This window comes from Kitasatospora sp. NPDC029312 (genome assembly GCF_055569215.1).
Window position 1 is genome coordinate 77,123 of sequence record NZ_JBVHXY010000019.1, and the last position, 23,621, is coordinate 100,743.

The following is a 23,621-nucleotide window of genomic DNA, read 5'->3' on the forward strand; positions in this document are numbered from 1 at the left end:
TCTTCCCCTGCGGGGCACGGGTGGGTTGAGGTGAGTCGAGGTGTGTTTTTGTCGTTTTCTGGTGGTGGTCGGTTTCCCCCTGCTGGGCGGTTCGCCCCCGCGGTCGGTCACTGCCCCGTGCCCCGCAGGTGGGCGGCGGAGTCGACGGCCAGTTCGCGGGCGCGGCCGGTGTCGGCCAGCAGGCGGCCGCCTCGCTTGACGGCCCGGCCGGCAACCAGGACGGTGTCCACGTTGCCTGGGTGGGCGGCCAGCACCAGCGACTCGGCGACGGTGGTGACCGGCGCCAGGTCGATGTCGCCGGTGCGCACCAGCACGAGGTCGGCGGCCTTGCCCGGCTCCAGGGAGCCCGTCCGGTCGCCGAGGTGGACGGCGCGGGCGCCCTCGACGGTCGCCATCCGCAGCACGGCCTGGGCCGGCAGCACCGGCTCGCCGTCCGGCGTCTCGGCGCGGTCGGCGGCCAGGGCGAAGCGCATCTGGGTGAAGAGGTCGCCGCTGGATTCCAGCTCGGTGTCGATGCCGAGGCCGGGGTTGATGCCCGCGGTGCGCAGCCGGCGGACCGCCACGTTGCCGCCCAGGCCGGGCATCGTCAGCTCGATCTGCGGGCAGATCGACACGGTGGTCCCGGAGTCGGCGAGCAGCTTGAGCGCGTCGGCCTCGGCGCCGTTGACGTGCGCCAGGTTGAGGTCCGGGCCGAGCAGGCCGGCTTGGTGGAGCAGTCGGATGCCCTGGTGCTCGGGGCCGGGGCGGCCGGTGGACAGGTGGGTGGTGATCGGGATGCCGAGCTCGCGGGCGAGGGCGAAGTCCTTGACCGCGTTGTCGATGCCGGAGTAATCCGGGCCCTTGGCGGCCATCGCCAGGGTGACCAGGCCGTCGTCCGAGGGCAGCAGTTGCTCGCGGACGCGGCGGATGTCGACCGGGTGGGTGGCGGCGAAGTCGAGCTTCGACCCGATCGGCCAGGCGTGGCCGAACACCGCGCGCACGCCCGCGTCCTGGAGCGCCCGGACGGCGGCGTCGGCGTGCTCGGGCGAGTTCATCGCGTGCGCCCAGTCGAGCACGGTGGTGATGCCCGCGTTGAGCGCGGTGAGCGCGCCGAGGTAGGTGCCGGCGTAGACGTCCTCCGGGCGGACCCGGTCGCCGAGGCCGACCAGGGTCCGGCCCACGTATTCCATGATCGAAGCCTCGGAGTCGGACTGCCGGAGGCTGGACTGCCAGGTGTGCCGGTGGGCGTCCACCTGGCCGGGCAGGACGAAGGTGCCGGAGGCGTCGATCACCTCGGCGTCGGCGGCCGGCGGGAGGTCGGCGCCGACGGCGGTGATCCGGCCGTCCTCGATGAGGACGTCGCCCGTCGGGAATTCGCGGTTCTGGGCGTCCATGGTGACGATCCAGCCGCCACGGACCAGGATCCGCTGAGTGGTCAAGGCAGTTCTCCCATTTTCTACGGTGACGGACCGGGGCCGGGCCGTCGTGGTTCGGTTTCGGTGGTCGTGAAGCGGCTTGGGACGGCCTGGAGTGGCCTCGGCAGCGAAGTGGGCGTCAGGCCGGATCGGCCGTCCCGGCGCCGGCCCGGGCGTCGAGCGCCCACACCAGCAGCGCCAGCAGGGCCAGCCCCGCACCCACCGCGCACACCGCGCCCCAGCCGCCCGCCGCGTAGGCCGCCCCCGAGGCGGCGGACCCGGCGAAGCCGCCGACGAAGTAGGTGGTGGTGTAGGCCGTGGTGATCCGGCTGCGCGCGTCGGCCCGCAGTCGGTAGATCACGCTGAGGTTGGTGACCTGGATGCCCTGGACGCCCAGGTCGAGCAGGACCACTCCGAGCAGCAGGGTCACCAGCCAGTGGCCGCCGCCGAGCGCCAGCAGGCCCCAGCTGACCAGCACGACGGCCAGCAGCACGCCGGAGGACTGCCGGTCCAGCCGCCGGTCGGCGAACCGGCCTGCTATCCGGGCCGCGTACGCCCCGACCGCGCCGACCAGACCGACCAGGCCGATCAGCGCCGCGTCGAAGTGGTAGGGCGAGCGGGCCAGCAGGAAGGCGACGGAGGCCCAGAAGGCGTTGAAGCCGGCGAAGGTGACGAAACCCAGCAGGCAGCGCCGCCGCATGACGGGCTCCTCGCGGAGGATGGTCAGCACCGAGCCGAGCAGTGCCGGGTAGCGGAGCCGGGCGGCCGGTTCGACCTTCGGCAGACGCAGGCGCAGGACGGCGGCCAGTGCCAGGGTGAGCACCGCGGCGGCGGCGAACACCGCCCGCCAGCCGGCCCAGCTGCCGAGCAGCCCGCTGCCGGTCCGGGCGAACAGGATGCCGAGCAGCAGCCCGCTCATCACCCGCCCGGAGACCTTCCCCCGCTCCTCCGCAGCGGCCAGGGTGGCGGCGAAGGCCACCAGCATCGGCCCGACGACGGTGCACATGGACAGCACGGCCATGGCGGCGAGCAGCACCGCGAAGTTCGGCGCGGCCGCGGCGGCGGCGCAGGCCACGGCCGTCACGGTGAGCATCACCACGACGATCCGGCGGCGTTCGGTGACGTCCCCGAGCGGGACCAGCAGGGCGAGGCCGGCCGCGTACCCGAGCTGGCCGACGGTGGTGACCAGGGAGGCCGACCCGCTGCCGAGCCGGAAGGAGTCGGCGATCCCGTTGAGCAGCGGCTGCACGTAGTACAGGTTGGCGACGGCCAGACCGCAGGCCCAGGCGAACAGGGTCACCAGGCGGGGGTCGATGCCCGCGCCGGGGGCGGCGGCGCCGGTCGGGCCGGTGGGGGCCGACGCCGGCTCCGTGTCGGGGGCCGGGGTTCGGGGGGTCATGGCTGTCCTTCCGTCAGGACACGGGGGCGGGAGCTCGGGCCGGGCGCTGGGCTCGGCGGGCGGAGACGAGGGCGGGCGAAGACGAGGGCGGGCGCGGGGGCCGCCGCGGGCTGGCGGTCAGCGAGCGGCGGCGGTGGCGGTGACCGGCTCCGCGGGCCGGGCGGCGCGCAGGAAGGCGAGCACCTGGTCGGGGTGGTCCGCCGCGGCCAGCAGCGCGAGGTGGCCGTCCGGGCGGACCACCGCGAAGGCGGGGTGGCGACCGAAGGTGCGGTCGAGGATCCGGGCCGGCCCGCCGACGACCAGCGAGAGGTCGAGGACGGTGGTCGACGGTTCGAGCTGGTCGCGCAACTGCCGGGCCCGCCGCGCCCATTCGCCCTTCGGGCGGCGTCCTGGCCAGAGCAGCACGGTGTGGTGGGCGGGGTCGAGGGCCGGCATGCCGGAGTCCAGCTCCGGCGGGACGAACAGCGGGACGCGCTGGCCCGGTTCGATCGGCCGCGGGTGGCGGAACAGGATCGGCTCGGTGGCGAGCCGGCCGTAGCTGACGTCGATCTGGCTGAGCAGCGGCACCACCATCCGGCTGACCAGACCGGTCCGGCAGGCGAGGGAGAAGAGCGTGTCGCGCACGGCGATCCGCCCGGCGCTGCGCTGGAGGGCGAACCGGGCCTGGGCGGCGGAGGTGCGGGAGAGGCGGGTCGCGCCGGCCTGCCGCTCGGGGGCGTAGCTGTCCAGGATCGACTCCCGCAGGGTGCCGTTGGCCGCCCCGGCCAGTTTCCAGCCGAGGTTGGCGACGTCCATCAGGCCGACGTTCAGCCCCTGGCCGCCGGCCGGGCTCACCACGTGCGCGGCGTCGCCGACGAGGAAGCACCGGCCCTTGCTGAAGGTCTCGGCGATGCCGAGCCGGGGCCGGAAGGCCCGGGTCCAGTCCGGGGTGCCGACCCGGATGTCGCGCCGGGAGCGGGAGCTGAGGATGTGCTGGATCAGCTCGCGGGAGGGATTGCCGTCCTCCGCGCGCCGGTGCGGGGTGGTGGCGGCGAAGCGGTAGCTGCCGTTGCTCAGCGGCACGATCGCGGCGACGCCGTCCCGGCAGTAGTAGTACTGGCCGAGCGGGGGCACGTCGCCGGAGAGCGGGACGTCGCCGATCGCGTAGGTGACGTCGATCTCCTCGCCGTCGAAGCGGATCCCGAGTTCGGTCCGTACGGTACTGGCGGGCCCGTCCGCGCCGACCAGCCAGCGCGGCTCGACGGTCTCGCTGGTGCCGTCGCGGTGCTTGAGCAGGGCCCGGGGTTCGGCCCCGGAGCCGTCCAGCGAGACCAGCTCGACCCCGCGCTCGACGACCCCGCCCAGTTCGGCCAGGCGCCCGCGCAGGATGCGCTCGGTGTCGCGCTGGGGCAGCGCCAGGATGAACGGGTACGGCGAGTCGGTGAGGGTGCTGAGGTCGGCTGTGCCGAGCAGCCGGCCCTCGGAGTAGTAGCTCAGGCCGCTGGTGCGCCGGCCTTCCCGGACCAGGGCGTCGGCGACGCCGATCCGCCGGAGCATCTCCAGGTTGCGGGGCCAGACCAGGACGGCCTTGGAGTGCGGGTCGGAGGTGTCGATCCGCTCCTGCCGGTCGATCAGCCGGACGGCCACGTTCTGCTGGAGGAGTTCGCAGGCCAGCGCCATGCCGATGGGTCCGGCGCCCACGATCAGCACCTGCGGGGCGGCGGCGCGGCCGGCTCCCGGCTGGGCCGGGGGGTGCTCGTCGGCGGGCATCTGTGGTCCTTTCGTCTCGGGCGTGTCTCGTTGGGCGGGCCTCGTCCGGCGTGCCTCGTTGGGCGCGCCTCGTTGGGCGTGTCGTGAGGGCGGCCCAGGATCTGCGGGTCAGCTGTCCTGGAAGGTCTCGACGGCGCTTCGCGCGGCCGCCATCGCGTTGATGGCCCGGGGCACGCCGGCGTACAGCGCGACCTGGCTGAGCGTCTCGGCGACCTCCTCGGCGGTGGCGCCGTTGCGCAGCGCCCCGCCGACGTGGAAGCCGAGTTGGCCCTCGCAGCCGCCGAGGGCGGCCAGGACCGCGATCGTCACCAGCTGGCGGGTGCGCAGGTCGAGGCCGGGGCGGCCGACCACCTCGGCCAGCCCGAAGGCGACGGTCTCGGCGAGGGCCGGGGCGGTCGCCTCCAGCGCCTGCCAGGGCGCGGCGGCGGTGTCACCGGCGAGGCGGCGGAAGACCTCGGCGGCCTCCTCGCGCCGCGAGGCCGCGGACTCGTGGTCATTCATCTCTGTTCTCCGGGACGGTAGTCGGGGGCCTCAGGCCGGGAGCGGGGCCGGGGTGTCGGCCCAGCAGGGCCAGCCCCGGCTGCGGGCCCGGTCCACCAGCGCAGGGTCGGCGTTGGCGACCACGACGGGGTGTCCGACCGACTCCAGCAGGGGCAGGTCGGAGATGTGGTCGCCGTACGCCCAGGAGCGGGCGAGGTCGAGCCCGTGCGTCCGGGCGGTTCCGGCGAGCGCCTCGGCCTTGTACCGGCCGATCATCGGGTGCGGGAGCTCCCCGGTGTGGATGCCCTCGGTGACCGTGGGGCGGGCGCAGAGGACCAGGTCGGCACCGAGGTGGCGGGCGATCGGGTCGAGGCAGGGCGGGAAGGAGCCCGAGACCAGTACGGTCAGGTGCCCCTGCCTCCGATGGCCCCGGAAGGCGGCGAGGGCCCGCGGGTGGAAGAGCGAGCCGCCGGCGAGCTCCCGCGCGAACCACTCCCGGCCCAGCGCGGCCAGTTCGGTCTCCGGACGCCCCGCGTAGTTGCGGTAGTAGAGGAGGTTGGCCTCCTCGCGCCGGCCGTTGGCACGGGCCTCGGCGAGCCGGGCCATCGCCTCGTCGAAGGCCGAATCGGGCAGGCCGCGGGCGGCGAGGTCGAACCGGAGGAAGCCCAGCATGCTGACGGCGGTGATCAGGGTCTCGTCGACGTCGAAGAAGGCCGCCGGGCGTCCGCCCGTGCTCACTTCGCCCCTCGCGCCCCGGCGGGGACGCGCTCGGTCTCCAGCCGCAGGTCCTGCCCGCCGTAGTCGGCCTTGGCCCGTCGGATCGCCTCGTCGACGGGCATCAGCGCGGGCAGGTCGAACAGCTTGACGATCTGCTGCAGCCGCTCGGCGATCGTGCCGCCGACCACGTGGTACGGCATGCCCATCTCCTCGAAGCTGCTCAGCAGCAGTTCGTCGCACATCCGCCGGAACCGGTCGTTCATCGGGCGGTGGCCGTCGGCCGTGATCGGCAGTTCGTTGCGCAGGTGCACGAAGGTGTCGTAGGTCTTGGCGACGTGCTGCTTGAAGGCGCTGCCGTACTGGGCCATCACCTGCTCGAAGAAGTCCAACTCGGCGGTCCGGGGTACGTCCTGGCCCTCCGCGAGGTGCGCGGAGGCGGTCGGGTTGATGCCGGCGCGCACCCGCAGGGTGCCGTAGATCCACTCCTGCAGCGAGGAGCCGTCGGAGACGAAGCCGTCACCGAGGAGGTTCTCGTGCACCGCGCGTTCGACGTGGCGGCGCATCACGAGCTGGAGGAACTCCGGCGGCGTGCACTCGGCGAGCGCCTTGCCCGGCAGGGCTTCGGGGAGGATCTCCCGCATGGTCTTGGCCAGCGTCCGCGGCATGCCGGTCAGGTGCGACAGCGCCATCACCGTGAACGTCTTGCCGGACGAGTACGTACCCGAGACTGCCAGCTTCACTTCTGCGCCCCCTTGTTACCGGTCTGCCGGTTCGTCGGACGGCGAATCCCGGGAGCCGGCCCGCTCTCCCTGCGGCCGCTCGCCTTCGCCGTGGACGACGCTAGATCGCTTCAGTGCCGGGTGGCAGTGTCGGATCATGGTGGTGGTGGGAACACCAGGAACCGGATGGCGGACGACGCGACGGGGGCGGGTGGGCGTGGGAACGCCTCACCCGCCCCCGTCGGGCGGCTCGGTGGTCCGGCGGGCTGCCGGCGGACCGCGGTCCAGGCTCAGGCCACCGCCCGGCCCGGCCCCTCCAGTTGCCGCAGCAGCAGGTTGAACGAGGCCGAGCCGGCGGTCTGTTCGTCCGGCGCGTAGAGGTGCAGTCTGAGGTGCGGCGTCTCGCTGAGGTCCAGGCCGGTGTGCTCGAAGGTGAGCGGGCCGCACCGCGGGTGGGTGACGGTCTTGGTGGTACGGGTGGCCAGGCTGATCTCGTGCCGGTCCCAGAAGGTGCGGAACAGCGGACTCTCCGCGCGCAACCGCTGGGCGACGTCCATGAAGTGGTGATCGTCCGGGTAGCGCGCCGCCTGGGCGCGGAGGAAGCCGATGACCTCCCCGGCCACCGCCTCGACGTCCGGGAACCTGGCGCGCCACTCGGCGTCGAGGAAGAACCGGACGGCCTGGTTGTTGTTCTCCTCGGTCAGGCCGAACACCTCCCGGGCCGCCTGGTTGAACACCGGGATGTTTCCGTAGCGGTCGACCAGCTTCGCCGGGAACGGCATCCAGCGGTCGACGATCCGCTGGAGCCGCGGCGGGATCCCCTCGGTGTGGGCGTCGCGCGGCAGCGGGGAGTTGAGACCGGCCAGCCGGTGCAGGTGGGCCCGCTCCGGCTCGCCCAGCCGCAGGGCCCGGCTCACCGCGTCGAGGACCTCCGGGGAGACTTTGATGTCCCGGCCCTGTTCGAGCCAGGTGTACCAGGAGACGCCGATCCCGGCGAGGACGGCCACCTCCTCCCGCCTCAGCCCGGGGGTCCGCCGGAAGCCGGCCGAGGGCAGGCCGACGTCCTCCGGTTTGAGGGCGGCGCGACGGCTCCGCAGAAAGTCTCGCAGTTCCGCCCGCCGGGCCTGCAACGGATTCATTCCGTCAGGTAATTTCTGCATGCCGCCCAGCCTAACCCCGAAGTCGATGCGGGCCGCCGACGGATCGTCAAACGTCTCACCGATACCTTCGTGACCTGCCGGTATAGGCGAACCGACTACCCGCGAGGGAAATGCGGAACCGGACGTTCTATTCCCGACGGACTTATTCCGGATATGTACCGCCCACGATGGACCCTGGAATAGGCCGACAGCGTGGCGCCGGAATTGCACATTGCTACGGCTGGAGCCGCCGACCGGTTCCGAAGCTTCCGTACGCTTTCTGTGGCCACTTCGTGAAGACTATGTAGAGCACGTGAAGCCCGCCGCCGACGCGGGCGACGGCCGCCCTGCACCTCTTCGGCCAGGGCGCGGCCTCCCCGGGCCGCCGGTGGGCCATGGAGGCACCGTGCACGCGGCCGAGGGCCCGGGCGTCACGCCGGGAAAACCGCGCGCGGAAGAACGCGGAAGAATTCGCGGGAATACCCGGCCGCGGTCGGGGCAAGCGAATGCCACCGATAGCCCTTACGACCGGGAGGTCGATCACCGTGGTTCCCTTGCTTCTCGTCCTGCTACTGGCCCTGCTCCTTTTCGGCGCGGGTTTCGCCGTCAAGGCACTCTGGTGGGTCGCCGTCATCATCTTCGTCGTCTGGCTGCTGGGATTCATCGCCCGTGGCACCGGCGCCTCCGGCAGCCGGGGCCGCTGGTACCGCTGGTAGTCCCTGGTGCGGCCGGTGCGGCCGGTACGGCCGGATTCCGCCGCGGGGCGCCTCCCGGAATGAGGCGCCCCGCGGCCGCCCCCCCAGGCAGAAAACAGCGGACCGGCGGATTCCGGTGTTCCGGCGCTCGTCCCGGAAGGCGTTGGGAGGTGACCATGAGCGTGCTCGACAGGCTCGACGACTACCAGCGGCGGCACCGTCGAGCGGGTCTCACACTCGCGGTGGTCTACAAGTTCATCGACGACCAGGGCACCTTCATGGCGGCCCTGATCACCTACTACGGCTTCCTCTCCCTCTTCCCGATGCTGCTGCTCCTGGTCACGGTGCTGGGGTTCGCGCTGCACGACGACCCGCAACTGCAACAGCAGGTCCTGCACTCCGCACTGAGCCAGTTCCCGGTGATCGGCGACCAGATCGAACACAGCATCCGCTCCTTCCACGGAAGCGGCTTCGCGCTGGCGGTCGGCATCGTCGGCAGCCTCTACGGCGCGCTGGGAGTGGCGCAGGCACTGCAGAATGCCTTCAACACGGTGTGGGCTGTCCCCCAGCACAGCCGCCCGAACGCGCTGACCGCCCGTCTGCGCGGGCTCGCCCTCCTGGGCGTCCTCGCCGCCGCCGTCCTGGCGTCTTCCGCCCTCGCCGCCCTCACGGCCACCGCGCACGGATGGCCCGCGTGGATCGACCGGGGCGTCCGGGTCGCCGCCGTCCCGGTGTCGACGGCGATCGGCACCGGCCTGCTGCTGGCCGGCTTCAAGCTCCTGACCAACCGCCACCTGCGGGTGCGGCGCCTGTGGCCGGAGGCGCTGGCGGCCTCCGTGACCTGGCAGGCGCTGCTGCTGGTCGGCACCTACTACGTCGGTCACGAGCTGCGCGGGGCCACGGCCACGTACGGGCTCTTCGGCGTGGTGCTCGGTCTGATGGCCTGGATCTACCTCGGCGCCCTCACCCTCGTCCTCTGCGCGGAAAGCGCGGTGGTGCGCACCCGGCGCCTGTGGCCCCGCAGCATCACGGCGCCCTTCGCCGACCACGCCACGCTGACCCGTGCCGACCGCCGGGCCTACACCTCGTACGCCACCGCAGCCGCGTACAAGCCGTGCGAGGAGGTCAGCGTCGACTTCCACGAGCCCGCGCCCCGGCCCGGCGACGGCACCGGCCCGTCGCCCTCCGCCGGCGCCTGAGCGCGGGCCGCTTCGCGGTCAGGAACGCACGGTCGACCGCAGGAGCGCACGGGGCGGCCGCCGTCAGCGCGGGCGGTCTGGCACCGGCTGGTCCGGCGGGTCAGGGTGTCCGGCGATGACGACCGGGACGGCCTCGAGCCACCCACGAATCGGCACCCCGGCGCTCCGCTGAGCGCCGTACGGGCCACCGCGAGCCCGCTGCCCGACCGGTGATCCGGCGCTTCCGCGCGGGCCCCGCCTCCGTCGTGGTGACCGCACGCTCGACACGTCGACCACGACATCTGGCACGCCCAGGAGTTCTCGCACTGGATGATCCAGTTGCTGCACACCCCGTACGCGCCGGACGGTGAGGCACTCTTCCACGAATCCCTGCGGCGCTCGCGCATCGGATCCCTGCGCACCTCGCGCAGCCACCAGAACCGGTTCGCCGAGAACGACGTCGACATCTGACCGCCTCAGCCCGTGCCGCCCGGTGAGGATGGCGAAGAGCCCGTTGGCGATCCAGAATGATCGGATGGTCACACTGGAGACTCCCCGTTTGATCCTGCGTCGCTGGCGCGACGAAGACGTTGCGCCCATGGCCGCCGTCAATGCCGACCCCGAGGTCATGCGGTGGATCCGTGACGGCAGCGTCCGTGACGAACAGCAGACTCGCGACGGGATCAAGGCATGGGAGGCCGAGTGGGAGGCGCAGGGCTTCGGCCTGTTCGCCGTGGAGATCCGGTCCACCGGTGAACTGGCCGGGTTCGCCGGCCTTGCGGTGCCCACGTTCTTGCCGGAGGTACTCCCGGCGGTCGAGGTCGGCTGGCGGCTGGGACGTTCCCACTGGGGGAAGGGCTTGGCCACCGAGGCCGCTGCGGCCGCTGTCCGGTTCGGGTTCGAGGAGCGAGGGCTGGAGCGGATCGTCAGCATCGTTCAAGTGGGCAACGACGCCTCCGAGCGGATCACGACCAAACTGGGGATGCGTCTGGCCCACGAGACGGTCAATCCCACCTGCGGTCGGCGAGTACGGGTGTTCGAGCTCTCATCCGACCAGTACGTCGCAGCCATTCGTTGACGGCGGCCACGAGGACGGCGGCCTCGTGGCCGACCAGAGCCCTGTGAGCGGTGGCACCGCCTTGTTTGCCGGCGGACGGCCTGCATCAGAACTCACGTCAGGCCTCGGACCCGTAAGCACCGAGGCCTCGGCAGACCAGGCCGTCGCGGAAGGTGAGGACCTCGGCGACGGCCCGGCCGTTCTCGTTGCGGTAGTTGACGACCACCGTGTCGACGGAGGCGCGGACGTCCTCCACGGTGAAGTGCAGATCGGGCAGGTACTCCAGGCCCTTGGCCCAGTAGGCGCGGAGGGCCTCCTTGCCGCGCACCTCGCCGGACGGGTCACCGATGATCTCGGCGATCCTCGGGGAGGCGAAGACGACGTCCTCGGTGAAGTGGGCGAGGATGCGCTCCAGGTCGTGCGCGTTCCAGGCGGCGGCCCATTCCCGGGCGAAGCGGGTGGCGAATTCGAGCTCCATGGCCCAGCACGGTACGACAACCGGCCCGCCACTGCCCGCGATTCCACGATCCGGTCGTCGCTCCGGATCCGGCCGCCTCATCGGTCGAGCAGCGGCACTCTCACCTGGTTGAACGCGTAGTAGAGCGCCAGCAATCCGTGCACCCCGAGGGCGGCCGGGGCGGAGAGGAAGGCCAGGCCGACGGTGAGCGGGTAGACGGCCAGACCCAGTTCGAACCGCCACCGGGTGGCCCGGGCCGCCGCGACGTCGACGCGTTCGTCGAAGCAGTGGCCGGTGCGCGTCGCGTAGTTCCAGAACGCACCCCACAGGACGGCCTGACCGACCATCACCCCGCCGTACACGGCCGCGGCCACGTTCGCCGCCGAGCCGTTGCGGAGGTTCTGCGCCACGAGGGCCGTCGGGAAGGGCAGGGCGGAGATCAGCATGAGCAGCAGCAGGTTGACGAACATCAGCGTGCGGTCGACCCGGACCAGGTAGCCGAACAGGGTGTGGTGGTTCACCCAGACGACGCCGATGACGAGGAAGCTCACCACGTACGCGAAGTACGACGGCCACTGCTCGCCCAACGCCCGCCACAGCTCCGTCGCACCGTGGGCCTGCGGGATCTTGATCTCCAGGACCAGCAGAGTGATCGCGATCGCGAACACCCCGTCGCTGAAGGCCTCGATACGGCCCGTGTCCGTCGTCTCCACCGGCCGAGCATCTCAGCCCGGCCGCACCGCCCGGTGGCGCAACGCCGCCGCACCGGAGCACTGCGGACTCCACGGCGGCCGGTCTCCGGTCGGTCACGCACAGCGCTCGCCCCGACACGATCTGTCAATGCTGCCGGTACACGCCTGTCCGCCGACCTACGCCGCAACGGTCTGGGAACCGGCGGTTTCGCCGCGGGGCCCACGGGCAGCCGCCCGGAAGCGACACAGGACCGGAGGAACGTCGTCATGAAACCGCTCTTCCTGAGCCGGCTCTACGAGTCGCCCGAGCCGGTGGCGTCGGTGTACCTCGACACCTCGCGCGACCTGGACGAGCCGGAGCGGGCGATCGGGCTACGCTGGCGGGCCCTGCGGGAGAGCCTGCTCGCCCACGGTGCGGACGAGGACAGCGTCCATGCGATGGACCACGTCGTCGGGCGGGACCACGGGTGCGTGGGCCGGCACGGACAGGCCGTGTTCGCCTCCGCCGGGCGGATCCTGCTGGACGAGTGCCTGCCCGAGCCGCCCCGGCGCGACACCGCCCGCTACGGTGCGCTGCCCCACGTCCTGCCGCTGCTGTTCCAACGGGCGCCGGACATCCCCTACGCGGCCGTCGTGGTCCACCGGATCCACCCCCCGGCCGGGGCGGGGGCGGCGGCGGAGGACGAGCTGGAGCTCGAGTACGACCTCGGCCGCTGGCCGAGGACGCGGGTCAACTGCGCCGCCGTGCACCGCCGGATCCCGATGACCGGCTGGGTGGAGGACGCCGAGCGGCTCCTCGGGGAGCTGGCGGGCGCCGTCGGCGGGGCCACCGAACTCGTCGTGCTCGCCGGGGACGCCTGGGCCGTGAACACCATGCTCCGGCTGGCGCCGGCCGGGCTGCGCGGCCGGTTCGTCCGACTGCGCGACACCGGTCTCCACCGCCCGGAGCCGGGTCGGGCCGTTCTGGAGCACGAGGTCGAGCTGCTGATGGCCGACCGGCTGACCGAGCACGACCAGCGCCGGCTCGACGCCTTCCTCGCCCGCCGCGCCGACGCCCGCCGCGCGGACGCCCGGCGCGTCAACAGCCCGGACGCCGACGGCCCGGGAGCCGACAGTCCGGATGCCGACGGCCCGGACGCCGCCGAGGGGCTGGCCGGGACCGTCGCCCTCCTGCAACGCGGCCAGGCGGCGGCCCTGTTCCTCAACCGCCCGCTCCCTGACCTGCCCCCGTTGTGGGTCGGTCCGAAACCCACCGACCTCGCACCGGCCGCCGCCGACCTCCAGGCCTTCGGCGTCGGCTACTACTGGGAGGACGAGGCGGGGGACGCGCTCGTCCGCGCCGCCGTCGGGACGGGAACGGACGTGGTCGTCGTCCCCGCCGACCAGGCGGAGCTGACCGACGGCCTCGCCGTCCTCCCCCGCTACGGCGCCGGCACCGGCGCACCCACCGCCGGGCGCGACGCCGTACCGGACCTCACCCGGCGTTGACGCGCGCCCGCCGCGCGATGAGGTCGGCGAAGGCCACCGTCACCGGATCGGGGCGGGTACGGGTGTACGCGGTGAGGGTGCGGCGGATCGGGGGGTCCGGGCGGAGCAGGGCACCCTCGAAGTGGGGCGGGATGGTTCGGCGCGGATCGCCGCCCGGGGGTGGAAGCCCGCCCGGGCGCAGACGTGGTCGAGCAGGTCGGCGAGGCCGTTGTCGGGGGCGAAGTGGACCCAGGCGCGGTCGGCCAGTTCGCCGAGGGCGATCGAGGCGGTGGGCCGGTCGGCCAGCGGGTCGTCGGCAGGCAGGGGCCTGGCGGCCGGCACCGCCGCGGCCGCCCCCGCCCGTGACGACGGCCGCCAAAGGTCCCAGCGCGCCTGGCCGCAGCGCTTGATCGACCGCTCGCCCGACCTGGTCCAGCCGAAGGCCCTCACCGCCGACCGTTCGATCGGTGCCCGGCGCGCCGCCCAGGAGGTCCGCCTGGCGCAGCAGTCGTACACCTTCTGGAACACCGGGCAGCAGCGGTACCTGGAAGCGGCGGTCGACCCCCGGTTCACGGACAACACGCTACCGGCCGGCCGTCCGCAGGGCCCCGCCGGCCCGGCCTTCGCCTCGAAGAACTTCCGTGCCGCCGTGCCGGATCTGAGCTGCGAGTTGTCCGAGGTGCTGGTCACCGGCGACCGGATCACCGCCCGGCTGGTCTTCCGCGGCCACTTCACCGGCACCTTCGGCAGTGTCCGGGGCGCGGGCCAGAGCGTCGAGTTCAACGCCATCGACATCCAGCACGTCGGCGCCGACCGGATCGTCGAGGACTGGCACATCGAGGACGACACGGCGTTGCTGGCCCAGCTGGGCGTCCACGGCTGACGCTCCCCGCCCGGGCCCCCACCGCGCCCCGGGAAGCCCGGCGGGGCCGCGCCGACCTCGAGCAAAGGCTCGACGGCGCGGCCCCGCCTGCCCGTCAGCTGTGCTTCCAGCTCACCGAGAAGGAACTGCCGCCGCTCAGCGCGGAGGTGGTGGCCTTGGTGACGCCGCCCGAGGCCATGGTGATGGCGTCCGGCGAGAAGGCGCCGATGCCCTGCCCGTTGGCCCTGGCACCGGTGAACGAGGCCGAGTGGAAGTCGGAGAGCGGCAGCACCCCGCTGGAGCTGGACGGTGCCTCGGCGATCACCTCGGCGGAGGCGAGGGAGGCGCTCTTGAGGGACTTGTTGACGGTGCGGCTCCAGCCGGCCGTGGTGTCGGCGAGGGTGAGGGTGAAGGAACCGCTGCCGTTGGTCGTGACGCTCGCGGTGAAGTGGTCGCCCGCCCGGACGGTGTTGCTGAAGTCGGACGGGTACTGGGGGTACATCTCGTACCAGGCGGAGTACACCGGGGAGCCGCCCGAGCAGTCGGCCTCGGTGCCGGTCTGCTCGACCGTGCTGCTGCCGTCGCCGTCGAGGCCGACCCAGAAGCTGGACCAGGTGTCGCCGCCGGAGCAGGTGACGGCGGGCTGCACCCAGCTGGCGCTGACGCTGGTGAACCGGCCGCCGGTGGCGGCGTAGCCGGCCCAGTTCCCGCTGGTGCCGCGCAGTGGGCCGCCGCCGTGGTGGCCGAGCGGGGCCTGCGCGAGAGCGGGGGCGGTGACGGCGACGGCCGGGGCGGCGGCGCCCAGGACGGTCAGCAGGGCGGTGGACACGGCGAGGGCGCGCCGACGGGCTACGGACATGACTACTCCCTCGTGGGGGCGTGGAGTTGACCGAGCGTCGTCAAAGGTAGACCCGCCGGATGACGGCGGTGCGTCACGGGGTGATAACGAAGCTGTGCGCGGCCCGTGGTGACATCGTGTCGGCGGCTGACGGCAACCCCGGGCCGTCGGCCTCGCAGGTCCCGCCGCTGAAAGCCACTCAAAGCCGCAGGGGCGGAAGTCGAGAACGACTTCCGCCCCTGCGGGTTCGGAGCGCCGGGCCCGAATCGAACGAACCCCTCCCACTGAAAGTGGGCGTGCTACCGCTGCACCACCGACGCCTGTCCCGGCCGGACTCGGATCACTCGGTGATCTCGTCCGGCTGACGGAGAAGAAGTTACCAGCAGATGATCGCCGGAGGAAAATCGGCCACCGCCGGGGCTTCCGGCCGCCGGCCCGCGTGCCCACCGCCACCGGCCCGTGACGCTCCGGCACGTCGCCGGGCCCGATGATGGAGGGGGGCGGCCCGCACCGGCCGACCGGAGGAGACCGCGCAGGAGGGAGCTGAGGACGTGACCGCGATAACGGGAAGCGTGTTCACGGGCGAGGACGTGCCCGCGAGGGAACGGTTCGATTGCTGGCGGGAGTTGGTCGGGCTGACCCGGGCCAGCGAGATGACCAGCCCGCACGCCGACGACTTCGAGGCCGAGATGCGGCGTCTCGAACTGGGGCCGGTGACCCTCCTCAGGACCGCCTTCCCCTCGGCCCGGTTCCGGCGGACGCCGGCCATGGTGCGGCGGTCGGATCCGGGCGTCTACCACCTGACGCTGGTGCTCGGCGGGGACCTCTCGCTGTCCCGCGACGGCCGGCACGGGACGGCCCTGTTCAGCGCCGGCCACCTGTACGTGCTCGACAGCTCCCAGCCGTACGACCTAAGGGCGTTCGGCGTCCGCACCGCCGACCGCACGGAACGCCGGCCCGAGGCCGTCGGCATCGACTTCCCGGCCTCGCTGCTGCCGCTGCCGCCCGACCGCATGCGCGAGCTGATGGGTCGGCCGTTCTCCGGGCGGCGGGGCACGCCCGCGCTGCTCACCGAGTTCCTCGTCGGCCTGGACCGGCAGGCCGCCGCCCTGGGACCGGAGGAGGCTCCCCGGCTGGGCACGGTCGTGGTCGACCTGGTGGCCACCTGGCTGGCCCGCGAACTGGACGCCGAGGCGGCGGTCCCGGACGACGCCCGGCACCGGGCCCTGGCGCAGAGCGTCCGGAGCTTCATCCGGCGCAACCTGCACGACCCGGAGCTGTCCCCGGCCGTGATCGCCGCCGCGCACCACATCTCCGTCAGCTACCTGCACCGCGTCTTCACCCAGCAGTCCCAGGGCGAGACCGTCGCCGCCTGGATCCGCGGCCAGCGGCTGGAGCAGGCCCGCCGCGACCTGGCGGACCCGAACCTGCGGAGCACACCGGTCCACGCCCTCGGTGCCCGCCTGGGAATCCCCCGCGCCTCGGACTTCACCCGCGCCTTCCGGGCCGCCTACGGGATGCCGCCCAGCGAGCACCGGCGCCGGGCGCTGTCGGGGTGCGCGAGCGAATAGCGGCGGCGCCCGGGACGGCGCCCGTCACCCGCGACGGTCCCGGCGCCGACGAGTGGACGCAGCGCCAAGGCGTTGACGAGACGAGTGGACGCAGTGCCAAGGAACTGTCGACGCAGCGCCAACACGGGCGGCCCCAGGCCTGAGATCCTCCCGGAGGAACACCACGGCGCCCACGCCGCCGTTCACCTCCGGGTCGGGCCGGACCGGTCCCGCCCGGCCCGGAGGCCCCCACGGGCCGACGGCCCGGCACGCCACGGGGGTGCGTGCCGGGCCGTCGCGCGGCCGCGGGCCGCGCACCGCGGGGCTCGGCCCGGACCGGGTGCGCCCCTCTCCTCCCCCTCCGCCCCCTCTCAGCCCCCGGGTGGTAATTCGTTTGACCCTGCCGCTGGTTCGGCGCTGGACTGTGGCCGGGCACCACACGGTGGTGGTGCGGGGGCCGCAGGAGGCAGCGACAGCCATGAAGATCCGTTCCACGACCGAGCAGGACCGCGACGTCTACGTCGACACCCTCCATGCCGCCTTCGCACGCTTCCCGGAGACCCCGGCCGAGGGCGGTGGCGGCGTCTGGTGGTCGGCGGTCGAAATGGACCGCAACCTGCTCGCCGTCGCGGCGGACGGGCGGCCGGTCGGCACCGCCGGTGCGTACTCCTTCGAGCTCACGCTGCCCGGCGGGACCATCGTCGCGGCCCCCGGCGTGACCGGCGTCGGCGTCCTGCCCTCGCACCGGCGTCAGGGCGTGCTCACCGCGATGATGCGGCACCAGCTCACCGAGCTGCGCGCCCGCGGGGAGCTCCTGTCCGTCCTGCTGGCCTCCGAGGCGCTGATCTACGGCAGGTTCGGCTACGGGCCGGCGACGTACACCCAGCGGCTGACGGTGCCGCGCCACCGGGCCGCCCTCGTCCCGCCCCGGGCCGGCGGAGGCGCCGATGCGGCGCCGGCCGGCACGGACACCGGCTCGGTCGAGGTACTGCGGCGTGCCGAGTGCGGCGGCACCCTCGAAGAGGTCTACGACCGCTACCGCCGCGCCCAGCCGGGCGCGCTGTCCCGGCCGCACCACTGGTGGGCGCTGGGCGCCGGGCAGCCCCCGATCGGCCCGGCGCCGCGCTACGTCGCCGTCCACCGCGACGCCGACGGCGTCCCCGACGGGTACGCCAGCTACTCCCGCGACGACAACGACACCCTGACGGTCGACGAGGTCATCGCCACCGACGACGCCGTCCACACCGCCCTGGCGCGGTTCCTGCTCGGGCACGACCTGGTGACCGAGGTCGTGTTCAGGCACTTCCCGCCGGAGCACCCGCTGCGCTGGCAGCTCGCCGACTTCAACGCCGGACAGCTGAGCAACCACACCGACTGGCTCTGGGTGCGGCTGCTGGACGTTCCGCGCGCGCTGACCTCGCGGGGCTGGTTCACCGACGGCGAGCTCGTCCTCGACGTGGACGACCCGTTCCTCGGCGAGCACGCCCGCCACCTGCTGACGGTCCGCGAGGGCAAGGCCGAGTGCGTTCCGACCGACCGGGAGCCGGACCTCTCCCTCGACGTGCGCGACCTGGGCGCGGTCTACCTGGGCGGAACCGCCCCGAGCACCCTGGTGCGGGCCGGACACATCCGGGCTCACCGCCCGGACGCGGCCGCCCTCGCCGACGCCCTCTTCCGCGCCGAGCGCCCGCCGCACTGCCTGCACTGGTTCTGACCGGCGCCCGCCCCGACGGGGTGGCGGACGCCGGTGGCCGGTCTCGCCCTATGACCGGTAGCGGTACCGGATCCGGCCGCGGGTGAGGTCGTAGGGGCTGAGCTCGACGAGCACCCGGTCCTGCGGCAGGATCTTGATGTGGTTCTTCCGGACCTTCCCGCTGATGTGGGCGAGCACCACGTGCCCGTTCGGGAGTTCCACCTTGAAGTTGGCGTTGCGCAGGCATTCGACGACGATGCCTTCGACTTCGATGCCATCGGCTGTTTTGGTCATGACTCTCACCTTTTCGTTCGTGATCACTTCGTGTGACGTCCTACGGTGTCCAACGACGTCGGGTGACGCCGTGTGATGTCGTCCGGTAGTGAGCGGGTGCGGCGGGGCGTCACCGCCGCACGAGCTCCAGGGTGCTGCCGTCGCGCCGGGCGCCGATGCCCTCGAAGAGGGCGGTGGCGGCCGTGTTGGTCTCCGTGACCTCGACCCGGACCGAGGTCGTGCCCGAGCGGTGCAGGGCGTCCAGTGTGTCGGCCAGCAGCGCCCGGGCGACGCCGTGGCGCTGCGCCGCCGCCCGGACGGCGATCAGCCCGATCCGCGGCCGGCGGGCCAGCGGTGCCAGCCGCAGCAGCCCGACGTAGCGGCCCCCTTGGCGGGCCACCGCGTACTTCGACGGGTCGACCACGGTGGTCCCCGCCGGGCAGGGCAGGATGTGGGCCGGCATCGTCCACCAGCCGGCGCCGGCCTCGATCTCACTGTGCAGCACCCGGTCCAGGTCGCGCAGCGGCGCCTCCTCGGCCCGGCCGACGGGCAGGATGTCCACGCCCGCCGGGGGCCGTACCGGGCCGAGCCCGGTGAGCTCCGGGTCGGTGGGCACGACGTAGCCCCACTCGCGGCGGGCGGTCGCGAAGCCGGCCCGCTGCCAGGCGGCCAGCGAGTCGTGGTCGGCTTCGTCGGCGACGGCGTACAGCGGCGCGGGGAGGTCCGCCGACATCACTCCGGCCAGCCGGTCGAAGACCGCGCCGTGCCACGCGTCGATGCCGACGAAGAGCCGGCCGTCGGGCCGGAGGGAGGTGTCGCCGTGGCCGACCACCCGGTCGTCCTGCACGGCATGCCATTCGGTGTCCGAGACCCGCGTGACCACGGTCTCGTCGTGGCCGGTGTCCGGGACGGAATGCGGAGCGTTCATGGTGTCGCCTTTCGAGAGTGCCTGGTCGGGGCGCTCCCGGGCGACAGCTAGGTCAATCGCCCGCCGCGACGGAAAGGAGGAGCGCCCACGCGGATACCGCCTTCATGGGTCTCACCTCCTCGCGTCGTTTCACGGCTCCGCAGACAGTAGCAGCCCTCGGCGGGCCCGCCCAACTGATTTACGGCGGGGCGGCCGGACGGCAACAAGCTGACACGCCCATGGACCGGCTCCTGCGTTCCGGCGAAGCTCGCTCCGGAAACAGCGATCATCGACGAATCGAGGGACATGAGCACCGAGTCGGTCGACCTCGGCCGTGATCACCCCTACCTGCCCACGGCCTGGCGCGAGCGGCGCCCCCGGATCTCCTCCGTGGCGGACGTGGTGGAACTGAGTTCCGCCTTCCGCGCCTCCAAGACCATGCTGAGCGCGGTCGAGCTGGGCGTGTTCACCGAACTGGCCAAGGGCCCCCTGGACGGTGAGCAGCTGCGGATCCGGCTCGGCCTGCACGAGCGCTCCGCCGCGGACTTCCTCGACGCCCTGGTGTCGCTCGGACTGCTCGACCGGGACGCCGGCGGCCGCTACGCCAACACGCCGGTGGCCGACCAGGTGCTCGACCGGGCGAAGCCGGGTTACCTCGGCGGCGTCATGGAGATGCGCAGCACCCGTCTCTACCAGTTCTGGGGGAACCTGACCGAGGCCCTGCGCACCGGCCAGCCGCAGAACGAGGCCCGGACCGGCGGCGATCCGTTCTCGGCCATCTACGCCGATCCGGCCCGGCTGCGGGCGTTCCAGCGGGCCATGTCCGCGCTCTCCCTGGAGGCCGTGCGCGAGCTGGCGCACAGGTTCCCCTGGGAGCGCTACCGGACGGTGGCCGACCTGGGCTGTTCCGAGGGCGCGCTGCTGGGTGAGGTGGCGTCGCGTCACCCGCACCTGCGCGGCACCGGCCACGACCTGCCGGCCGTGCGGGCCGGGTTCGAGGAGTACGTCGCGGGTCTCGGGCTGTCGGACCGGCTGGCCTTCGGGCCGCTGGACTTCTTCGTCGACCCGCTCCCGACCGCCGACGTGCTGGTGTTCGCGCACATCCTGCACGACTGGGACGCGGAGACCAAGCTGACCCTGCTGCGCAAGGCCCATGACGCGCTCCCCGAGGGCGGCGCGGTCGTGGTGCTGGAAGCGCTGATCGACGACGAGCGCAGGCTGAACACCTTCGGCCTGCTGCAGAGCCTGAACATGCTCATCGAGACCCCCGGCGGATTCGACTTCACCGCCGCCGACGGCCGCGCCTGGCTCACCGCGGCCGGATTCCGGGACATCCGCGCCGAACACCTGGCCGGGCCCGAGGGCATGCTCATCGCCTTCAAGTAGGCCGCCCCCACCGGCCCGGCGATGGCGCGTGCCCTCCCCCACCCCTTTGATCCACCATCCCTCACGCTCATGAAAGAGACATCACCGATGACGGAACGTGCCGTTCTCGACGGACGCAGCCTGACGATCGCCGAGGTCGTGCGGACCTCCCGGGGCGAGGGGGAGGTCGCGCTGTCCGAGGCCGCCGCCGTGCGCCTGCGGGAGTCCCGCAGCCTCAAGCTCGACCTGATCGCCACCCAGCAGCCCATCTACGGGGTCACCACCGGCTTCGGCGACAGCGCCGACCGCCAGATCTCCCCGGCCAAGGCGGCCGAGCTCCAGCGCAACATGATCCGCTACCACCTCAACGGCACCGGCCCCGCCGCCACCGCCGAGGTCGCCCGGGCCACCCTGCTGATCCGGGCCAACTGCCTGGCCCGTGGCAACTCCGCCGTCAACCCCGCCATCGTCGAGCGCCTGCTCGACCTGCTGCGCCACGACGCCCTGCCGGTCATCCCGGAGCGCGGCTCGGTCGGCGCCAGCGGCGACCTCGTGCCCATGTGCTACGTCGCCGCGCCGCTCATCGGCGAGGGCGAACTCCTCCACCGGGGCGTCGTCCGCCCCGCCGCCGAGGTCCTCGCCGAACTCGGTCTCGAGCCGATCGTGCCGGAGGCCAAGGACGGCCTCGCGCTGATCAACGGCACCTCGTTCTCCTCCGCCTACGCCGCGCTCGCCATCGCCCGCGCCGAGGAACTGGCCGTGCTGGCGGAGATCTGCACCGCGATGGCCAGCGAGGGCCTGCACGGCAACCGCGGTCACTTCAACGCCTTCATCCACGAGGAGAAGCCGCACCCCGGGCAGGTCACCAGCGCCCGCCGGATCGCCGAGATCCTCGCCGACTCCGGCCTCGCCCTCGAGCACAGCCAGGTCCTCGGCCTCAGCGAGGCCCTGGAGGACCGCGGATACCAGCGCCTGACCCGCACCATCCAGGACCGCTACTCCATCCGTTGCGCCCCCCACGTGATCGGCGTCCTGCGGGACACCGTCGACTGGGCCCGCCGCTGGATCGAGATAGAGATCAACTCCTCCAACGACAACCCCCTGTTCGACGTCGCCGGGGGCACCGTCCACAGCGGTGGCAACTTCTACGGCGGGCACGTCGTCCAGGCCATGGACGCGCTGAAGGTCGCCGTCGCCAATGTCGCCGACCTCCTCGACCGCCAGCTGGAACTCCTCGTCGACGAGAAGTTCAACAACGGCCTGACCCCGAACCTGATCGCCCCCGTGCAGGCCGACGAATGGGCCGCCGGTCTGCACCACGGCTTCAAGGGCATGCAGCTGGCCTGCTCCGCCATCACCGCGGAAGCGCTCAAGAACACCAACCCGGTCAGCGTGTTCTCCCGCTCCACCGAGGCCCACAACCAGGACAAGGTCAGCATGTCCCCGATCGCGGCGCGGGACGCGCGGACGATCGTCGAGCTGGTCCAGGAGGTCACCGCCATCCACCTGCTCGCCGCCTGCCAGGCCGTCGGGATCCGCGGCGCCGAACGGCTCGCCACCCGCAGCCGCGCCGTCCACGACCTGGTCCGCACCGTCGCCCCGTTCGTCGACGGCGACCGCCGCATGGACGCCGACATCCAGGCGGTCCTGCGTCTGATCCGCTCCGGCGAACTCGTCGACGCCGCCCGGTCCGAGGAAGAGCGCAAGGAGCTGGCCGATGCCTGACACCACCACCCGCGGCCGCGTCGGCTACGAGGAGATCCTGGGCGAGGTCCGCCGGCTGTCCCCGCTGATCGCCAAGCGCTCGGAGGAGATCGAGCAGCTGCGCCGGCTGCCCGAGGACCTGGTCGGGTCGCTGCGCGACGCCGGCGTGTTCCGGGCCGCGATGCCCGCGGAGTGGGGCGGCAGCGACCTCACCTCGATGGAACAGATCTCCATCATCGAGGAGGCGTCCCGGGCCGACACCTCGGTCGGCTGGTGCGTCATGATCGGCATGGACTCGGGCATCTACGCCGGGTACCTCCGACCGGACGTCGCCCGCCGGCTGTACCCGAGCCTGGACCTGGTCACCGCCGGGCAGGTCCGTCCGGGCGCCCGGGCGCACGTGGTCGAGGGCGGCTACCGGCTGGAGGGCACCTGGCGGTTCGGCAGCGGCTGCACCCACGCCGACGTGATCGCGGGCGGCTGCCTGGTGTTCCGCGACGGCGAGCAGGTCAAGGACGAGCGCGGCCGGCCGGTGTGGCGAGTGGTGCTGCTGCCGCGCGAACAGGTGGAGATCATCGACAACTGGTACACCACCGGCCTCGCCGGCAGCGGGAGTTGCGACTACCGGGCGGAGGGCGTCTTCGTCCCGGAGGAGCACACCTTCACCTTCGACGAGCCGCGGGCCGACCGTCCGATCAACCGGCACCCGGACGCGATCCTGCGGAAGATGGCCGGTGTCCCGCTGGGTGCGGCGCGCGCGGCGCTGGACTTCGTCCACGAGGTCGCCGAGCAGCGGGTGGACCGGGCGAGCGGCACCGGCTGGCGGGACTCCTCGCGCGCGCGGCGTACGGTGGCCCGCTGCGAGCTGAACCTGGCCGCCGCCCGCACGCTGGTCTACTCGACGGTCGAGGACGTCTGGGCCCGGCTGGTGGCCGACGAGCCGGTGCGGCCCCGGGAGCGGGCGATGGCGGCCCTGGCCAGGTTCAACGCGTTCCGGACCGCGCGCGACATCGCGAACGACCTCTACGACCTGGTGGGCGGCGACTCGATCTACGCCCACCGCACCCCGCTCGACCGGCGGCTGCGCGATCTGACCACGATCTGCCAGCACGTGGTCGGGCAGGACCTGATCCTGGACTGGTCGGGGGAGCTCCTGCTGGGCGGTTCCCCCGACACTCCCTTCATCTGAGTGGACATCAGCACCATCGGTGGGAACCCGCCAGAGGGGGCCACTCGTTCGAGTGGCCCCCTCGACGCCGTCCGGGTGGCGCGGGGCTACGCTCCGA

Annotated in this window: 24 protein-coding genes and 1 tRNA gene; 11 read left to right on the forward strand and 14 right to left on the reverse strand. The window is 72.9% G+C overall.

Translation table 11 applies throughout. The features are described 5' to 3' along the window. Positions 1-107: 107 nt before the first annotated feature. The 7 genes from ACZ4WV_RS17805 to ACZ4WV_RS17835 form a co-directional block, all read right to left on the reverse strand. On the reverse strand, positions 108-1,418 hold the full coding sequence (locus tag ACZ4WV_RS17805) for an amidohydrolase family protein (protein WP_465747626.1): 1,311 nt from the start codon (positions 1,416-1,418) through the stop codon (positions 108-110). A 115-nt stretch (positions 1,419-1,533) separates the two neighbouring features. After that, positions 1,534-2,793 carry an MFS transporter gene (locus tag ACZ4WV_RS17810; protein WP_465747628.1) on the reverse strand — a complete coding sequence of 420 codons (1,260 nt, stop codon included), beginning with the start codon at positions 2,791-2,793 and terminating at the stop codon, positions 1,534-1,536. Between the two features lie 117 nt (positions 2,794-2,910). Beyond that, entirely contained in the window at positions 2,911-4,542 is a 1,632-nt protein-coding gene (locus tag ACZ4WV_RS17815) for an FAD-dependent monooxygenase (RefSeq protein WP_465747630.1), read from the reverse strand. A gap of 108 nt (positions 4,543-4,650) precedes the next feature. Next, on the reverse strand, positions 4,651-5,043 hold the full coding sequence (locus ACZ4WV_RS17820) for a carboxymuconolactone decarboxylase family protein (protein ID WP_465747632.1): 393 nt from the start codon (positions 5,041-5,043) through the stop codon (positions 4,651-4,653). A gap of 30 nt (positions 5,044-5,073) precedes the next feature. Then, positions 5,074-5,760 carry an HAD family hydrolase gene (locus ACZ4WV_RS17825; RefSeq protein WP_465747634.1) on the reverse strand — a complete coding sequence of 229 codons (687 nt, stop codon included), beginning with the start codon at positions 5,758-5,760 and terminating at the stop codon, positions 5,074-5,076. After that, complete coding sequence (locus ACZ4WV_RS17830; protein WP_465747636.1) at positions 5,757-6,479, reverse strand: AAA family ATPase; 723 nt, start codon at positions 6,477-6,479, stop codon at positions 5,757-5,759. The genes ACZ4WV_RS17825 and ACZ4WV_RS17830 overlap by 4 nt, the downstream gene beginning before the upstream one ends. A gap of 269 nt (positions 6,480-6,748) precedes the next feature. Continuing rightward, entirely contained in the window at positions 6,749-7,618 is an 870-nt protein-coding gene (locus ACZ4WV_RS17835) for a helix-turn-helix transcriptional regulator (RefSeq protein WP_465747638.1), read from the reverse strand. 524 nt (positions 7,619-8,142) lie between these two features. Here ACZ4WV_RS17835 and ACZ4WV_RS17840 point away from each other — a divergent pair. The 4 genes from ACZ4WV_RS17840 to ACZ4WV_RS17855 all read left to right on the forward strand — a co-directional run bounded on the left by ACZ4WV_RS17840 (position 8,143) and on the right by ACZ4WV_RS17855 (position 10,548). Beyond that, positions 8,143-8,313: a hydrophobic protein gene (locus ACZ4WV_RS17840; RefSeq protein ID WP_465747640.1), complete on the forward strand. Its 171-nt coding sequence runs from the start codon at positions 8,143-8,145 to the stop codon at positions 8,311-8,313. 155 nt (positions 8,314-8,468) lie between these two features. Continuing rightward, positions 8,469-9,491, forward strand: coding sequence for a YihY/virulence factor BrkB family protein (locus tag ACZ4WV_RS17845; RefSeq protein ID WP_465747642.1), 1,023 nt, complete (start codon positions 8,469-8,471; stop codon positions 9,489-9,491). Positions 9,492-9,800: 309 nt separating this feature from the next. Further along, on the forward strand, positions 9,801-9,941 hold the full coding sequence (locus ACZ4WV_RS17850; protein WP_465747644.1) for a hypothetical protein: 141 nt from the start codon (positions 9,801-9,803) through the stop codon (positions 9,939-9,941). A gap of 64 nt (positions 9,942-10,005) precedes the next feature. Then, positions 10,006-10,548 carry a GNAT family N-acetyltransferase gene (locus ACZ4WV_RS17855; RefSeq protein WP_465747646.1) on the forward strand — a complete coding sequence of 181 codons (543 nt, stop codon included), beginning with the start codon at positions 10,006-10,008 and terminating at the stop codon, positions 10,546-10,548. 97 nt (positions 10,549-10,645) lie between these two features. On the opposite strand, the gene ACZ4WV_RS17860 is transcribed toward ACZ4WV_RS17855, so the two are convergent. Both ACZ4WV_RS17860 and ACZ4WV_RS17865 read right to left on the reverse strand, forming a co-directional pair. Beyond that, entirely contained in the window at positions 10,646-11,005 is a 360-nt protein-coding gene (locus tag ACZ4WV_RS17860; protein ID WP_465747648.1) for a nuclear transport factor 2 family protein, read from the reverse strand. A gap of 77 nt (positions 11,006-11,082) precedes the next feature. Then, positions 11,083-11,697 carry a TMEM175 family protein gene (locus ACZ4WV_RS17865; protein ID WP_465747650.1) on the reverse strand — a complete coding sequence of 205 codons (615 nt, stop codon included), beginning with the start codon at positions 11,695-11,697 and terminating at the stop codon, positions 11,083-11,085. 246 nt (positions 11,698-11,943) lie between these two features. Between ACZ4WV_RS17865 and ACZ4WV_RS17870 the strand changes: the two genes are divergently transcribed. Beyond that, the gene (locus ACZ4WV_RS17870) at positions 11,944-13,164 is read left to right on the forward strand and encodes a baeRF2 domain-containing protein (RefSeq protein ID WP_465747652.1); all 1,221 of its coding nucleotides are present in this window, start codon (positions 11,944-11,946) and stop codon (positions 13,162-13,164) included. A 39-nt stretch (positions 13,165-13,203) separates the two neighbouring features. On the opposite strand, the gene ACZ4WV_RS17875 is transcribed toward ACZ4WV_RS17870, so the two are convergent. Beyond that, positions 13,204-13,485 (reverse strand): LysR substrate-binding domain-containing protein, encoded by a 282-nt coding sequence (locus ACZ4WV_RS17875; RefSeq protein WP_465747654.1) that lies wholly within the window; start codon positions 13,483-13,485, stop codon positions 13,204-13,206. A gap of 64 nt (positions 13,486-13,549) precedes the next feature. Here ACZ4WV_RS17875 and ACZ4WV_RS17880 point away from each other — a divergent pair, with 64 nt between their 5' ends. Continuing rightward, complete coding sequence (locus ACZ4WV_RS17880; RefSeq protein ID WP_465747655.1) at positions 13,550-14,026, forward strand: ester cyclase; 477 nt, start codon at positions 13,550-13,552, stop codon at positions 14,024-14,026. A 94-nt stretch (positions 14,027-14,120) separates the two neighbouring features. Here ACZ4WV_RS17880 and ACZ4WV_RS17885 read toward each other — a convergent pair whose 3' ends face one another. Both ACZ4WV_RS17885 and ACZ4WV_RS17890 read right to left on the reverse strand, forming a co-directional pair. After that, positions 14,121-14,864, reverse strand: coding sequence for a G1 family glutamic endopeptidase (locus tag ACZ4WV_RS17885; RefSeq protein ID WP_465747657.1), 744 nt, complete (start codon positions 14,862-14,864; stop codon positions 14,121-14,123). 230 nt (positions 14,865-15,094) lie between these two features. Continuing rightward, a tRNA-Glu gene (locus tag ACZ4WV_RS17890) sits at positions 15,095-15,163 on the reverse strand. 240 nt (positions 15,164-15,403) lie between these two features. On the opposite strand from ACZ4WV_RS17890, the gene ACZ4WV_RS17895 reads away from it, so the two are divergent. Further along, on the forward strand, positions 15,404-16,414 hold the full coding sequence (locus ACZ4WV_RS17895) for an AraC family transcriptional regulator (RefSeq protein WP_465747723.1): 1,011 nt from the start codon (positions 15,404-15,406) through the stop codon (positions 16,412-16,414). A gap of 457 nt (positions 16,415-16,871) precedes the next feature. Next, positions 16,872-18,107, forward strand: a complete 1,236-nt coding sequence (locus tag ACZ4WV_RS17900; protein ID WP_465747659.1) for a GNAT family N-acetyltransferase — start codon at positions 16,872-16,874, stop codon at positions 18,105-18,107. A 48-nt stretch (positions 18,108-18,155) separates the two neighbouring features. Here ACZ4WV_RS17900 and infA read toward each other — a convergent pair whose 3' ends face one another. Together infA and ACZ4WV_RS17910 are read right to left on the reverse strand one after the other, a co-directional pair. Beyond that, positions 18,156-18,380: a translation initiation factor IF-1 gene (infA, locus tag ACZ4WV_RS17905; RefSeq protein WP_465747661.1), complete on the reverse strand. Its 225-nt coding sequence runs from the start codon at positions 18,378-18,380 to the stop codon at positions 18,156-18,158. Positions 18,381-18,489: 109 nt separating this feature from the next. Continuing rightward, a complete protein-coding gene (locus ACZ4WV_RS17910) occupies positions 18,490-19,287 on the reverse strand; it encodes a GNAT family N-acetyltransferase (RefSeq protein ID WP_465747663.1) in 798 nt (265 codons plus the stop codon). A gap of 285 nt (positions 19,288-19,572) precedes the next feature. Between ACZ4WV_RS17910 and ACZ4WV_RS17915 the strand changes: the two genes are divergently transcribed. From ACZ4WV_RS17915 to ACZ4WV_RS17925, 3 genes are all read left to right on the forward strand, one after another. After that, positions 19,573-20,652: a methyltransferase gene (locus tag ACZ4WV_RS17915; protein ID WP_465747665.1), complete on the forward strand. Its 1,080-nt coding sequence runs from the start codon at positions 19,573-19,575 to the stop codon at positions 20,650-20,652. 87 nt (positions 20,653-20,739) lie between these two features. Further along, positions 20,740-22,356, forward strand: coding sequence for an HAL/PAL/TAL family ammonia-lyase (locus ACZ4WV_RS17920; protein WP_465747667.1), 1,617 nt, complete (start codon positions 20,740-20,742; stop codon positions 22,354-22,356). Further along, entirely contained in the window at positions 22,349-23,524 is a 1,176-nt protein-coding gene (locus tag ACZ4WV_RS17925; RefSeq protein WP_465747669.1) for an acyl-CoA dehydrogenase family protein, read from the forward strand. The genes ACZ4WV_RS17920 and ACZ4WV_RS17925 overlap by 8 nt, the downstream gene beginning before the upstream one ends. Positions 23,525-23,621 lie beyond the last annotated feature (97 nt).

What these genes read in the sequence shown, in the direction of transcription:
- ACZ4WV_RS17870 (WP_465747652.1), top strand. Translation starts at nt 11,944, where the DNA reads ATGAAACCGCTCTTCCTGAGCCGGCTCTACGAGTCGCCCGAGCCGGTG.
- ACZ4WV_RS17900 (WP_465747659.1), top strand. Translation starts at nt 16,872, where the DNA reads ATGAAGATCCGTTCCACGACCGAGCAGGACCGCGACGTCTACGTCGAC.
- ACZ4WV_RS17860 (WP_465747648.1), bottom strand. Translation starts at nt 11,005, where the DNA reads ATGGAGCTCGAATTCGCCACCCGCTTCGCCCGGGAATGGGCCGCCGCC.
- ACZ4WV_RS17815 (WP_465747630.1), bottom strand. Translation starts at nt 4,542, where the DNA reads ATGCCCGCCGACGAGCACCCCCCGGCCCAGCCGGGAGCCGGCCGCGCC.
- ACZ4WV_RS17855 (WP_465747646.1), top strand. Translation starts at nt 10,006, where the DNA reads ATGGTCACACTGGAGACTCCCCGTTTGATCCTGCGTCGCTGGCGCGAC.
- ACZ4WV_RS17920 (WP_465747667.1), top strand. Translation starts at nt 20,740, where the DNA reads ATGACGGAACGTGCCGTTCTCGACGGACGCAGCCTGACGATCGCCGAG.
- ACZ4WV_RS17810 (WP_465747628.1), bottom strand. Translation starts at nt 2,793, where the DNA reads ATGACCCCCCGAACCCCGGCCCCCGACACGGAGCCGGCGTCGGCCCCC.
- ACZ4WV_RS17820 (WP_465747632.1), bottom strand. Translation starts at nt 5,043, where the DNA reads ATGAATGACCACGAGTCCGCGGCCTCGCGGCGCGAGGAGGCCGCCGAG.
- ACZ4WV_RS17850 (WP_465747644.1), top strand. Translation starts at nt 9,801, where the DNA reads ATGATCCAGTTGCTGCACACCCCGTACGCGCCGGACGGTGAGGCACTC.
- ACZ4WV_RS17925 (WP_465747669.1), top strand. Translation starts at nt 22,349, where the DNA reads ATGCCTGACACCACCACCCGCGGCCGCGTCGGCTACGAGGAGATCCTG.
- ACZ4WV_RS17910 (WP_465747663.1), bottom strand. Translation starts at nt 19,287, where the DNA reads ATGAACGCTCCGCATTCCGTCCCGGACACCGGCCACGACGAGACCGTG.
- ACZ4WV_RS17915 (WP_465747665.1), top strand. Translation starts at nt 19,573, where the DNA reads ATGAGCACCGAGTCGGTCGACCTCGGCCGTGATCACCCCTACCTGCCC.
- ACZ4WV_RS17885 (WP_465747657.1), bottom strand. Translation starts at nt 14,864, where the DNA reads ATGTCCGTAGCCCGTCGGCGCGCCCTCGCCGTGTCCACCGCCCTGCTG.
- infA (WP_465747661.1), bottom strand. Translation starts at nt 18,380, where the DNA reads ATGACCAAAACAGCCGATGGCATCGAAGTCGAAGGCATCGTCGTCGAA.
- ACZ4WV_RS17835 (WP_465747638.1), bottom strand. Translation starts at nt 7,618, where the DNA reads ATGCAGAAATTACCTGACGGAATGAATCCGTTGCAGGCCCGGCGGGCG.
- ACZ4WV_RS17845 (WP_465747642.1), top strand. Translation starts at nt 8,469, where the DNA reads ATGAGCGTGCTCGACAGGCTCGACGACTACCAGCGGCGGCACCGTCGA.